The 12,790-nt window shown below is 46.5% G+C and carries 10 protein-coding genes; 4 read left to right on the plus strand and 6 right to left on the minus strand.

From position 1 onward, the window contains the following. Positions 1-669: 669 nt before the first annotated feature. The 4 genes from ACZ5QV_RS02110 to ACZ5QV_RS02125 form a co-directional block, all read right to left on the minus strand. The gene (locus ACZ5QV_RS02110; RefSeq protein ID WP_464602003.1) at positions 670-963 is read right to left on the minus strand and encodes a hypothetical protein; all 294 of its coding nucleotides are present in this window, start codon (positions 961-963) and stop codon (positions 670-672) included. A 116-nt stretch (positions 964-1,079) separates the two neighbouring features. Then, positions 1,080-2,255, minus strand: coding sequence for an RNA-guided endonuclease TnpB family protein (locus ACZ5QV_RS02115; RefSeq protein ID WP_464601015.1), 1,176 nt, complete (start codon positions 2,253-2,255; stop codon positions 1,080-1,082). A 573-nt stretch (positions 2,256-2,828) separates the two neighbouring features. Beyond that, positions 2,829-3,461: a molybdenum cofactor guanylyltransferase gene (gene mobA / locus ACZ5QV_RS02120; RefSeq protein WP_464601016.1), complete on the minus strand. Its 633-nt coding sequence runs from the start codon at positions 3,459-3,461 to the stop codon at positions 2,829-2,831. 530 nt (positions 3,462-3,991) lie between these two features. After that, positions 3,992-4,891, minus strand: coding sequence for a molybdopterin synthase (locus ACZ5QV_RS02125; RefSeq protein ID WP_464601017.1), 900 nt, complete (start codon positions 4,889-4,891; stop codon positions 3,992-3,994). A 211-nt stretch (positions 4,892-5,102) separates the two neighbouring features. On the opposite strand from ACZ5QV_RS02125, the gene radC reads away from it, so the two are divergent. Both radC and mmp11 read left to right on the plus strand, forming a co-directional pair. Beyond that, positions 5,103-5,810 (plus strand): RadC family protein, encoded by a 708-nt coding sequence (gene radC / locus ACZ5QV_RS02130; protein ID WP_464601018.1) that lies wholly within the window; start codon positions 5,103-5,105, stop codon positions 5,808-5,810. A 419-nt stretch (positions 5,811-6,229) separates the two neighbouring features. Then, positions 6,230-7,156, plus strand: coding sequence for a methanogenesis marker protein 11 (gene mmp11 / locus ACZ5QV_RS02135; RefSeq protein WP_464602004.1), 927 nt, complete (start codon positions 6,230-6,232; stop codon positions 7,154-7,156). A gap of 113 nt (positions 7,157-7,269) precedes the next feature. Here mmp11 and ACZ5QV_RS02140 read toward each other — a convergent pair whose 3' ends face one another. Further along, positions 7,270-7,401, minus strand: coding sequence for a hypothetical protein (locus ACZ5QV_RS02140; protein WP_464601019.1), 132 nt, complete (start codon positions 7,399-7,401; stop codon positions 7,270-7,272). A 336-nt stretch (positions 7,402-7,737) separates the two neighbouring features. Here ACZ5QV_RS02140 and ACZ5QV_RS02145 point away from each other — a divergent pair, with 336 nt between their 5' ends. Beyond that, entirely contained in the window at positions 7,738-9,441 is a 1,704-nt protein-coding gene (locus ACZ5QV_RS02145; protein WP_464601020.1) for a thiamine pyrophosphate-dependent enzyme, read from the plus strand. 649 nt (positions 9,442-10,090) lie between these two features. Then, positions 10,091-12,430: a DUF3160 domain-containing protein gene (locus tag ACZ5QV_RS02150; RefSeq protein ID WP_464601021.1), complete on the plus strand. Its 2,340-nt coding sequence runs from the start codon at positions 10,091-10,093 to the stop codon at positions 12,428-12,430. 150 nt (positions 12,431-12,580) lie between these two features. Here the strand turns inward: ACZ5QV_RS02150 and ACZ5QV_RS02155 are convergent, their stop codons facing one another. After that, positions 12,581-12,706, minus strand: a complete 126-nt coding sequence (locus tag ACZ5QV_RS02155; RefSeq protein WP_464601022.1) for a hypothetical protein — start codon at positions 12,704-12,706, stop codon at positions 12,581-12,583. Positions 12,707-12,790 lie beyond the last annotated feature (84 nt).

A 12,790-nucleotide genomic window follows, 5' to 3' on the forward strand; every position in this document is an offset into this window, starting at 1 on the left:
TAAGATACATTTTGTTGCATTTTTGATAAATGTTAAAGGACTTGGTATAAAACCTTCTGAATTGTTGAAATTATACGAAGATAAACTTGCCGAAATTGAAACCCAAAAAGATAATGAAAATGGGTATCTATTCAGCGTACCAAAAAGCAGCCGATTGATACTGATTATCATGTTTCAAAGGTATCGAATTACCAACTTACGTAAAACCGAAAAACGCAATCAATAGCCAACAATTTCATAATATGAGATATGATGATTTTGGTCGTTTCATATTTAAGAAGATGCCTATTGATATTGTTTTTCTTACGCTGAATAGTTACTCATTAGGATTAGAAAAATAGACAGCCGGTCCGGTCCGTGATATATGAAATTCCGCAAGAGTTAAAAAACAATATTCAAATCTTTTCATTTTGTTCACCACAAATACATAAAAAGATTCATTATTACTTGGAATCCCTCATATAAATAATAAACAGATCTTCAAATATTTGGGTTTAAATAATCATATAATTTTAGGTCGTCCCGTGCTTCATGGTTGATGTTTTCATGGTGAAATATCCAATTTGTCTTTTGCCTGTGTTTTTGGACTCCGGGGGCAGGTTGGTTCCGGTCGCAGCAAAAAATGGAAAAAAGGAGCTTAAAGCTCCATCATGATTATTTAAAATAATATCAACCGAATACAAAAGGACCACCCCCATCTTCCAGCGACTTAAAATAGTTGACAACTGCCTCTCTGCCCTGCTTTACAATCTCTACAGGAGGATTTTCAAAAGGGTTTCCATTCAAGTAAATTGTATTTGATTTCTGTACAAAATACCCTCTATCATCCCATTCAATTTCTAAATTTAATTCAAAAATTTCCTTTGGCAGAGCCGTCAGTTGATTTCCAGATATGTTGAGTTCAGTAAGATTTTTCAACTCTTGAATTTCCTTTGGCAGAGCCTTCAATTGATTTGCAGATATGTCAAGAGAAGTGAACTACCCCACGCTAAAAGCAGTGGAGCTTCCTGCTTCATCCCCCGGAGCAGTCTCCACGGGTCCACAGGCTCTTCCCGCCGTTCCGGCGGTGTCTCTTTAATTTAGATCGCAAGTGCAAACTTTTTAATATTTATAGCTGCGTTTATGTCTCTATCGTGTTCTGTTTCACATTCTGGACATTTCCAGCTTCTAACATCTAATGTTATTTCCTTATTGTGGAACCCACATACACTACAATTTTTAGTAGACGGTTCCCACTGGCCTATACGGATTACTGTTTTCCCTATCTTTTTGGCCTTGTACTCCAACTTACTCACAAAACCCCCCCACGCAGCGTCACTTATAGCCTGTGCAAGTTTATGGTTCTTCTTCATACCAGCAATGTTTAACGATTCTACAGCGACCGCTTGGTTCTCGCTTATAAGGTCATTACTAACCTTGTGCTGAAAATCGTTTCTTTGATTGCTTATCTTTTCATGAATTTTTGCAAGTTTTTGTACTGCTTTCCTTCGGTTCTTTGAACCTTTTACCTTCCTGCTTACTCTTCTTTGAAGGGTTTTGAGCCTTTTAAGAGAGTTTTTAAGAAATCTTGGGTTCTCTATCTTTTCCCCGGTGGAAGTTATTGCAAAATCTTTTAGCCCTACATCTACGCCTATTGTGGTACTTTCAGAATATTCTTGAACTTCTGGATACTCTTCTCCGTCCTCGGTTAAGATGCTGACGTAGTACTTACCAGTGGGCGTTCTTCGGACTGTTGCCGTTTTAAAAAACTTCGAATTTAAGTTCTGTTCTATTATGGTTTCCCCATTGACTAGCGTTTTTTCAATGAGGTTATCCATAATTTCAGGACTTAATAGTTCCCGATGGATTTTAATTTTCATCCATCCAATTCCGGGAAAAAAGATCTCTGAGGAAGTGAGATTAATCTTATACCGTTGGGGCACCTTGAATGATTGTTTAGTGTCTTTTTTTGATTTCCTTTGTGGGAATCCGTTTTGGCCTTTGAAAAATCTGGTATATGCGTCCTGAAGGTTCCTTCTGGCCTGCTGCAATGACTGTGAATTGACTTCTTTAAGCCACGGATATATTTCTTTGAGAACAGGAATGTATTTTTCAAGTTCTGTCAAAGATATATTTATTCTAAATTTATCATAAAAAAGTTGTTTGTACTCCAAAAGCTTGTTATAGATAAATCTGGAACACCCTATATGCTTTTCAATTAGCGTTCTTTGTTCATCATTTTCCGGATAAATCCGGTACACAAGCCCCTGTTTCATGCAAACTACTATATATCATTAATATTATATAATCACACTCTTTTACAGTTAAATGTATTTTGATCGGCCCCTGTAGGCTCGACGCATTCATCCCCACGCTAAACAAGCTGTCCGACAATTATTATCAGTAATATCTGAAACCCTTCTTTTTCGATTTAAAGGCTTTATATGCCTTATTTTTCACCTGTTTTTACCTTGAAATTGAATTTTCGGACAGCTTCTAAAGCCTTGGGGCTTTCTGCTGCGTCTCTGTAAGATTTTTCAACTCTATAATTTTCGGTAGCAGGAACTTTAGGCCTTGAGAAGACAAATTTAATACAGTACTTTTGCTTCTTTGAGCCTTTTCAATAAGATTATAAGCTTCATTTACTCCCATATGAAATCCCTTCATTATTGATCTTCAAGTTCAGGTACATGAATAATAAAATAATGCAAAATATGTGATATGTAATTAACTCTGCATAGAGAGATTCAAAAAATATAGAATGTTGTCTACTAAATAACTTTCGATTTTTTTAAAAAAGAGAAAAGGCCACACAAGGTTTAGAAAAACTCAAAAAACCCTGAAAAAGTTTAGCTCTCCCCCACTATCCTCTCAATATCCTCAACAGTATTAATATTAGCAAAAGTCAGTAACTCAGGGTCAATTTCCCTGATCTCCGAAACATCAACGTAAACCACATCCTCCAGCTCAAAAACCGGGGCCAGCACAAATCGATCACCTCTTCCCAGAGCCTTTTCGATTTCAGGGATTAGCTTTTTCGAGTAAACTGCATGAAGAGACTCAAACATTCTGGCGTTATGCCTGGGGAGGGCCACGTCATGACCTCTGGCTTTTTCAAAAAGGAGGTCAACGACCTTCCGGTTTACAAAAGGCATGTCGCAGGCGCAGACGAAGGCGTAGTTGTGGCTGGCTTCAAGCAGGCCTGCCCGGATGCCTTCGAGGGGACCGACGTCATCAAGGGTGTCGAAACAAAAACGGATTTTGCGGGCCGGGTATTTTTTGAGGATGGGGTTCAGAACTTCCTGCTGGGTTTTGTCCCTGACCGAGAGGATGATTTCATCCACGGAGAGGAAGAGGGTATCAAGAAGGCGTTCGAGCAGGGTCTTTCCTTCGAATACCAGCAGGGCTTTTTCAACTTTCCCCAGACGGCGGCCTTTTCCTCCGGTAAGGATGATTGCGCTTCTGGGGGTTTTCGTTTCCATTTTTTTCTCTCCGATTTTATAGTCAGGTAGCAAAGTTCTTTAACTAATTTCGAATGAAAATTTAAATTACAGAAGTTTGGTTCACTTGAGCAAGCAAATCGAGCTAAACATAACCCGTGATCTCGAAGCGAAATTTGGGGAAAGAAAATTTAAACCACGGAAGACACGGAAAAGCACGGAAAAAAGAATGCCGGGAGGACGGCATTTACGGTTGCTCTGGCGTTTTTCAGTCCGCTTGAGCGAGCGTAGCGAGTGAAACGGACACCGTGCTGTTGCGATTTCATCGCAACTCCCAGTAAATCTTCGATTTACTGCGATCCCGAAGCGAAACTCGGGTGCCGAAGCGAAACTCGGGTACGATTGCTCTGGCATTTTATTCAGAGTGATTTATAAATCGATTATTTTAGTGCCCGGCGTACTCACCGGCCGACAGGCCGGTTTCCGTGTCCTTCCGTGCTTTTCCGTGGTTAAGAGACCTGAAATGAATTATCTAAGAACATTAAATGCCGGTTTCCGGTTTTACTGCACCCTTAATCTTTATTACCCATTTCTTCGGCCTTTTTCAAAGCCTCGGCCTTTTCCTTTTCGGCCCTTTCCGTGTCGTGGACCCAGAAGTCTCCTTCGAGTGTGAACTCTTTTTTCCAGATCGGGGCCTCTTCCTTGATCAGGTCGATTGCGTCGCTTAAGGCCGGGAAGAGTTCTGTCCTGTGGGCGGCTGCGATCACGATATAAACAATGTCCTCGCCGGGGTCGATCCGGCCCACTTTGTGGTGGAGCAGAACTTCTAGGATGCCTTCCCTTTGCTTGAGGTCGTGCTGGATTTTTGCCAGGGCTTTTGAGGCTGCGGGTTCGTATTTTTCGAAGTCAAGGTAGGTGGTTTTTGTGTCGGCCGTGAGTTCCCGGACTATCCCTGTGAACGTCCCGATGGCTCCTGCTTCCCGGATTTTCGGGTTGGCCCTGATCCTTTTTATAAGGGTGTCAAGGGTGAAGCGATCCGGCTGAGCGAGGATTAGCTGGATTAAGGAATAGTCGGCATCTTCCTTGAGGTCGGGTTTTTCGGGGAGGCGCATGAGGATGTTTTTAACGTCTTCCTGGTCGCCCAGGTCTCCGAGGACGATTTTCGGGAGGGAACTGTCCTTAAAGCCTTCAACTACCGCAAAATCGAGGCCTGCATCACAGAGAGCGTCGAGGGCCTTTTCGAGGTCCGGTTTTGGGGAGATGGTCACAAGTTCCGTGTCTGTTAGCCCCACAACCATATCCGCCCCGGCGTCGAAGTGCTTGCCGGTGTCCGAGGTCTCGGGGTCGAACCTGGGTTCCCGGATGTGCTTCACCGTGCCGACCGAACCGAACTCCGAAAGTTTCCGGACCAGGCTGTTTACAAGGGTGGTCTTTCCTGATTTCTTATAGCCTACTACGGATATTACCTTCATTAAGCGGGCTGTATGGTTTTTAATATATAATAAAGGGGCGTTTGGGGGAGGGGGCGTTTGGAGGAGTTGAGGAATTGAAGATTTCAGGGTTTGAGAAGTTGCGTTTCAGAGCTCTTTATTCCCTGCCATATCTCCTTTATTCCAGGAAGAATTCATCAATTTTTATATAATGTAGAATAGTTTATAATGTTTTATGTTATAATGAATTATTATGGGAGCTCAAATTAGTACGGGGGTACTGAAAATCAGAATTTGCGACCTTCCCGCAGAAGAAAGGCCCAGGGAGAGGCTTTTGAAACACGGGACGGAATCACTTTCGAATATCGAACTGCTGGGGATAATCCTCAGGACAGGGTCAAGGGAGGAAAACGTGATATCCCTCTGCGGACGGATCTTTTCGGAGTACAGCATAAAACAGCTCAGCCTTGCAAATGTCACAAGACTGATGGAAATCCACGGCATAGGAAAAGCCAAGGCCTCCCAAATTGCAGCGGTCTTTGAGCTTGCAAGGAGGCTTGAGACTTATGTAGAAGAGCCCAAGCGGAAGGTGAGGTCTCCGAAGGACGTTTACGCCCTGATGTATCCGAAAATGCGGGAGCAGAAAAAGGAAAAGTTCGTAACACTTTACCTGGATACGAAAAACCAGATTTTGAAGGAGGAAGTCGTATCCGTGGGCAGTCTCAACGCAAGCATCGTCCACCCGAGAGAGGTCTTTAAATCCGCGTTGATGGAGTCTTCAGCATCCGTTATCATGATCCACAACCACCCATCGGGGGACCCCAGCCCTAGCAGGGAAGACATCCTTGTCACCGAAAAACTTGTTGAGGGGGGAAAACTGCTCGGGATTGACGTGCTTGACCATATTATCATAGGGGAAGGCAGGTATGTCAGTCTGAAGGACGAAGGATTTGTCAAGTGAAGAGTTAACGGATTTTGGAGGGTCCCCTTCCTCTCCATACACCTCCAAAAAAAAGGTATTTTTGAAAAAGGTATTTTTGAATAAAGGTTCCCGAAACTGCCGAATGATTCGAAAAACGGTGGGAACAAAATCTCCTTCTGCATCGGAAGAATTATGGTTCATTATTGCGACTCTATTTTTATTCGAGGTTTCCAAAGGCCGGATAAGGCCCTCTATCCCGCTTTACTCTTTTCAAAACTTACCACATTTCCGATACCTATATATATTTATAAGGAATGGGATTTTCAGAAAATTCAGGATTTTTTTTCTTCTGGCCAATTATCGTTTACAACAATCACCATTTACAGGAATATTTGCATTAATAGGAGGTTTTCGGCATTACAAAACACATAGACGCCTGTGCGCTGGATAACAGGCAGATCAGAGAAATTACTCTTGACGATCCATATACAGTACCTTACAGGGGCATATACGTGGTCTGTGATGCGAACAATGAGTACGCGGAACTCATCGAGCATTCCAACTGTTACAGCGGGGCCTGCTGGTCGCTCTACCACTACGCCAAAGCCCCCCTGGTCCTTGGGGCCCGTCCCACCGGAAACCTGATCCGCTACCTTTTAAAAACCGGGACCTCTAACCTTGAACTGAAATCATCCGTTGCCGCCGCCGGGATCGAATCCGTGGTTGTTAACGGAAACGAAGTTTCGATAACCTATGCGGGCCTCGGGGGAGGAGGAGTTGGAGCCACCCGCTGCAGGGCTTTTGCCGACGGGGTTTTACACTATAAAATATCCGAGTCCGGAGGGGAACGCTGCGCGAAAGGAACGATCGTGGTTCCCCGCAGAGACCGGGTGCTCATAGGCATAGACGATACAGACTCCAAGGAAATCGGAGCCACCTGGACCCTCACCCACAACATAGCAAGCGAACTCGACTGCGAGGACTGCATTTACCTCTCCCAATCCCTTGTCCAGCTCTTCCCGGTCCCCGAAAAGACCCAGAACTGCATGTCCACCGTGCTCGAATTCGGCTGCGTGAGTGAAGAGGCAAAGGCGGAACTTGTCGAAGCCATCAAAAGAGCTCTCCTGAAATACAGCGCCTCCAGCGAAACCGGAATGGTGGTCCTCACTGATTTTTACGCTAAAGGCCTGCGCGAGTACAGCAACGCCTGCCGGAATGAAAGGCTCACGAAAGAATACGCCCTTGAGTGCGCAAAAGAAAACGGCGTTGAAGTCGTGCTCGACGGCAAAGGCGTAATCGGGGCCCTTGGAGCTCTTTCCTGGTTCGGGAAGCCAGACGAGTCCGTCATCGGGGGCACCCGGCTTGAGGTAGAGGATTCCGATTAATACCGGAAAATTAGGTTAGGAATGGTTGAAATATAACTCCAGATTTTATTTCAGGAACTACTCTATACACATACAGGTTGTGTTTTGTTGGTAGAGACGTTTGGTGTGTGCACTCAAACCACGGAACACACGGAAGACACGGAAAAAGACGGCAGGAAGATGACAAGTACGGTTGCTCTGGCGTTTTTTTGTCCGCTTGAGCTCGCAAAACGAGCGAAACGGACCTCGTGCTGTTGCGATTTCATCGCAACTCCCAGGAAATCTTCGATTTCCTGTGATCCCGAAGCGAAACTCGGGTAGCGAAACTCGGAGAAGACGCCAATTACGGTTGTACGGGCATTTTTTCGTCATCTTTCAAGAATTCAGGAGTGTTTTTGAATCCGATTATATAAAGATCCAACTTACTCACCGGCCGAAGGCCGGTTTCCGTGTCCTTCCGTGTGTTCCGTGGTTAAGAAATGGTAAGCAAAAATACTTGATATTATATTTGACTCATTCCTTAACTGAAGAATACTTACTAAAAAACAAAAATTTATAATTATATTTTTAAAAATTTCAGAGGGTGGTCAATAATGGGGAAGATGGATAAAAATCATCAGGAATGTACAGGCCTTGAAGCGCTTTTCCTGTCAGCTCTTGACAGTGGTGTGGAACTTGTAATAGGGGTTCCTGGCTACCCCATTACCACCCTCATGGAACGTTTTTTGTCGGAGGCCTCAGAAGAGAATGGGGATACAGCAGGGGGTAGTAATGATGGCTCAGGGACCTCTGTAGCCTCCGTAACCTCCAAATCCTCCGAATCCTCCTCTTCCGGATATGAGGCAAAGTGGCTTACGAATGAAAAAGTGGCCCTTGAAATGGCCCTCGGGGCCTCTTCCGCAGGCCGACGGGCCCTGGTGCTTGTAAAGCATGTGGGCATGAACCTCCTATCCGACCCCCTGATCACCTCGGTTACGCATACGATAGGAGCCGGGCTTGTAATCATTGCGGGAGACGACCCCGGGGTCAAAGGTTCCCAGAATGAACAGGACTCCCGCTGGTACGGGAAACTTGCGGAAGTTGCGGTCTTTGACCCGCAGGACCCGGATACCGCTTACAGGGCAGTCCGGCGGGCCTACACTCTTTCCGAAGAAACAAAGGTCCCGGTTATTCTCAGAATCACCGCCAGCCTTGAGAATAGTCAGGGGAAAATAGACCGGCTTCCCCTCTCCGAAAAGCCTTATCCTGAATTCGACCGCTCTATCTGGGCCCTCAGGATGCGGGAAAAACACCAGCATTTCCATGAAAAGGTCTATCCCCTCCTTGAAGAGGAAGCCGAAAACACAGGCCTGAACGTTCTGAAACCCGGCAGGCCCGTCGCAGCGAAAATCAAGGGGATAGGGACCGGAATAATCTCTTCGGGTTTTGCCTCAGCTCTCGTAAAAGAGGTGCTCAAAAAGCACCCTGAGGTCTCTCACCTTTCCCTCTCCCTGGTAAATCCCCTTCCCTTCCGAAAAATCAGGACATTTTTAGAAAAGCATGCAATTGTGCTTGTAGCAGAAGAGTCCGAGCCCTTTATCGAGGAACAAATCTGCATTACCGGAAAAATACGCGGGAAAAAAACAGGCCACCTGCCTTACGGCCAGCTCCTTTCCGAAGACCTTGAATTTGCACTCGAAAACATCCGGAAAGCCTGTATCGAAAAACCTCTGGAAACCACCGGGACCAAAGAGGAGGAGACCAGGAAAAAGAAGGGCGAAACCCGAAAAAAGAGCAGGGCCTCTATCTGCGAGGACTGCATCTTCATTCCCCTCTACCACCTCCTGCGGGGCCTGGACGTCCGGGTTGCCGGAGACATGGGCTGCTCGGTCCGGAGTGCCCCCGAACCCCTTGCGGCCGTGGACGTGAGTTTTGCCCTTGGCTCCGCAATTTCAGTTGCCTGCGGGTTTGAGAAAAAGGGAATTGCCGTTATAGGGGACTTCGCGCTGGCTCACTCCGGAATCCTGGGCCTTATGAGCGCCGTACACACCGGGGCCAACGTGCTCGTGCTCGTGCTCGATAACCGGGTGGCGGCAATGACCGGAGGACAGGACGTTCCGGACCTGCAGCCTGTGGTTGAGGTTCTTGTCCCGGATACCCGAATTTTTAAACTGGAGGAGGATTTGGGGGAGAAAAAAAATGAAGAAAATGAAGAAAAAAAAGATAAAAGTTCAGGCTCCGGACTATTGGGCCTGATCGAGGATAAACTCCGCCAGAAGGGTGTTTCCGTGATATTTATACGGGGCAAATGTTCCAGACATTTTTAATTTTTTATACCGGGCTTTTTTTAAGTTTCAGGCATATTAAATGCTTTTTTTTGGTTAAAAATACTTTTGAATCCTTAAGTTTCTATTTTAGACCTTATTTACTCTTTTTTATAACTTCGAACCATTTTGAAGTTAAAAAATATAAATCCATAGTGGAAGATACTATAAACCAGAGTTATAGCCAGAAGAGCAAAAGTAATTTAAATTGGTACAGGAAATATACACATCTAAAGAATTTAAGACAAAACACGAAGAAACCGGAGGGAGTTGGGTTAATAGAAAAATCCGGATTATACTTGTAACCACGGTTATCGCTTTATGTTTTGGCACAATTCTTAATTTCCCAAAGGACCCGCTGATCTGGGGAACAGCTGGGGTCACGTTTTTATTTGGCGCCTTGCTTTTCGGGATTGACCCCCTGAGTCCGGCCGAGTGATCTGCGCCGGAGCTTCATTATTCCTGATTCAGCTACCCTGGTCCACTGAATCGACGAATTTCAAAAAGCCCTAAAAACGGAGGAAATATTTGAAAAATCACTCATCAGTATTCGGGTTTCCGACCTCAGTTTTAACCCGGAAAATAAGCTGCTGAGAAATGAGTGGGGTAAATTTCTATGAAATGCAGAAACAGGACATTTCTAATCTGCTTAATGTTTTTGGTATCGATTTTTGCGGCAGGCTGTGCGGACAGAGACACGGTTCCTGAGGAAGGCGTGGAGGAAGAGCCGGAGGAGGGAACTGCCGTCGAAGCCGGAGTTCCCCCCTATGAGCTCCCCCTGAAAACTTCCGATATCGCCAACTACGAAGCCTTTTCAGAAAAGATAAAGCTGGAAGATGAGGGAGCGGGAACCCCCTCTCCCTCCCGGCCCCTTGAGAAACTGGAGGAAAACGGCTTTGTGGTCCTGGAAAACCCCTATTCCCGGCAGGAAGAAGACATAACTTCCATGTACGGCCGCCTCAAACAAGAGGACGTCCCGATTTTCATTACCACGGACTCTCTCCTGCACCTTTACCATATACAGTTCGACGAGACCCTGCGGCAGGTCGAGGAGAGGGAGTTTTACGATGCTATTTGGGAAGTGGACCTGGCCCTGCTGGAAACCTCGGTTGAAGAGTACGAGAACTCGTCCGGGGAAGTAAAGGAGGCCGCAAGGAGAAACGCTGCTTACTTTGCCGTGGCTCTGAGCCTGCTTCAGCCTCAGCCCGAACAGGTCCGGGAGTCTGATGAGCCCTTCTCTCCGACTTTTGATGAGACCCTTTTTCCAGCCGGAGCCGGGGAAAAGTACAGTTTCGAAATCCCTGCTTTTGTGAAAGAAGAAGTCGAGGCCGAACTTACCCTTATCGAGGCCCATTCCGGCTTTGCCGTGTCCCCGCTTTTCAAATACATGGAAGACTACTCCCAGTACCTGCCACGGGGTCACTATACCCGTTCCGAGCTGCTAAAAAATTATTTCAGGGCTTTCATGTGGCACGGCCGGATGAGTATGCTCCTGAAAGGAGACCTTATTGAATCGGAGCTTCCGGAAGAGGACGCCAGAATCCAGACCATGCAGGCCAGCCTGATTGCGGCCCGGCTGAAAGCTGAGGGGCTGAAAACTGAAGATAAGGATGAGAAGGGGGAGGAGACGGTCGGGGCGGAACTTCTTGATAAATGGGACCGGATCTACACGGTAACGGCTTTCTATGTGGGCTTTTCCGACGATCTCGGCCCCTATGAATACATGGAAGCTATGGATTCGGTCTTCGGTCCCGAATTCCGGCCGGAGGCACTGGACGAGGAAAGTGTGGGTGAACTTAAAGCGAAACTCGCTGAGTACGAGGGTCCAAAAATTTACGGCGGGACCGGGGCCTGCGTCCTTACCCCGCCTTTTTCCCCAGAACAGGCCGATGAGTGCCTGGAGGATACAAAGGGCTTCCGTTTCATGGGGCAGCGTTTTATCCCTGATTCCTACATGTTTTCAAACCTCGTTGGGGCCTATACGGGAGAATATACAGGAGAATATACAGGAGAATATACGGGAGAAACGGGGCAAGGAGAGCCGGAGCCTTTCACCTATGTTATATCCGGAGCCGGAAGGCCCATCAGGGGCTTTCCGCGGGGGCTTGATGTGATGGCCCTCCTCGGGTCTGACCGGGCCGTTTACTGGCTTGACGAGCTGGACGACTCAAGCTACGAAAACTACAGCGGACAGTACGGGAAGCTCAATGCCGAGTTTGCGGAATTCGATGAAGAAGCCTGGAAAAAGAACCTCTACTGGAACTGGCTTTATTCCTTGCAGCCCCTTCTCGAAAGCTATGGGGAAGGCTACCCGACCTTCATGCAGACCGGGGCCTGGCAGGACAAAGAACTGACAACTTCCCTGGCCTCCTGGACCGAACTCAGGCACGACACCATCCTCTACGCCAAACAGAGCTATACCATGATGGAGACTTCCATGCCCATGCCCGAGGAAGAAAACGTTGTCGGCTATGTGGAACCAGTCCCCGAGTTTTACTCAAGACTGCTGGACCTGACCCGGACGACAAAACGGGGCCTTGAGGAAAGGGATGTGCTGGACCCGGTCTCGAAGGCCAGGCTTGCAAATCTTGAACGTATCCTTGAAAAGCTTGTGGTAATTTCGGAGAAGGAGCTTGAAAACGAGGAGCTGACAGAAGAGGACTACACTTTTATAAGGGACTTCGGGGAGCAGCTTGAAGGCGTGATCGAGGAGGTTGACGATAAATCAAAGAAGACCACGATAGTAGCCGACGTTCACACCGAGGGCAATACCGGCACTGTCCTTGAAGAAGGAGTCGGCTACGTGGATATGCTCGTTGTAGCCTACAGGGTCCCGGACGGCCGCATCCTTCTGGGAGCCGGGCCTGTCTTCAGTTACTACGAGTTCAAACAGCCCATGGCCGAAAGGCTGACCGACGAAAAATGGAGAGAAATGCTAGAGGAAAACCCGCCTGAAAGGCCCGGGTGGGCTTCCTCTTACATTTCCGAATAATAATTTTTAACTCAACTGGTCAGAAACAGGAGCCATTAACGACCGCCGTAGATGAACGACCTTTTCTTGATACACCTGACACACTTTAGAAAAAAACGTTTCTGACTTTTTATTAAAAATTTAAAAAAATAAAATACATTTAGGCCCTGTTTACCTGCAGGTATCGAGCAGAGACCTTTTCTTACCCACTCTCTCATCATGAGGATGTATGGATTCTACAGTGCCAACATCTTCTTTCTTTTCTTCTTTTTTCCCCTCTTTCTTCTCTTCTACCATAATGAATTACCTCCCGACAAAAAGACTTTTAAATAATATTAAGACCAAACGCACTTCGTTCAAACTGTTGCACTCAAAGCATTG

Source organism: Methanosarcina baltica, from assembly GCF_055394095.1.

Excerpts from the sequence above, each read along its gene's own strand:
- mobA (WP_464601016.1), bottom strand. The coding sequence starts at position 3,461 with ATGGAAACGAAAACCCCCAGAAGCGCAATCATCCTTACCGGAGGAAAA.
- ACZ5QV_RS02140 (WP_464601019.1), bottom strand. The coding sequence starts at position 7,401 with ATGAAATCGCAACAGCACGAGGTCCGTTTCGCTCGTTTTGCGAGCTCA.
- ACZ5QV_RS02115 (WP_464601015.1), bottom strand. The coding sequence starts at position 2,255 with ATGAAACAGGGGCTTGTGTACCGGATTTATCCGGAAAATGATGAACAA.
- ACZ5QV_RS02155 (WP_464601022.1), bottom strand. The coding sequence starts at position 12,706 with ATGGTAGAAGAGAAGAAAGAGGGGAAAAAAGAAGAAAAGAAAGAAGAT.
- ACZ5QV_RS02145 (WP_464601020.1), top strand. The coding sequence starts at position 7,738 with ATGGATAAAAATCATCAGGAATGTACAGGCCTTGAAGCGCTTTTCCTG.
- ACZ5QV_RS02150 (WP_464601021.1), top strand. The coding sequence starts at position 10,091 with ATGTTTTTGGTATCGATTTTTGCGGCAGGCTGTGCGGACAGAGACACG.
- radC (WP_464601018.1), top strand. The coding sequence starts at position 5,103 with ATGGGAGCTCAAATTAGTACGGGGGTACTGAAAATCAGAATTTGCGAC.
- ACZ5QV_RS02125 (WP_464601017.1), bottom strand. The coding sequence starts at position 4,891 with ATGAAGGTAATATCCGTAGTAGGCTATAAGAAATCAGGAAAGACCACC.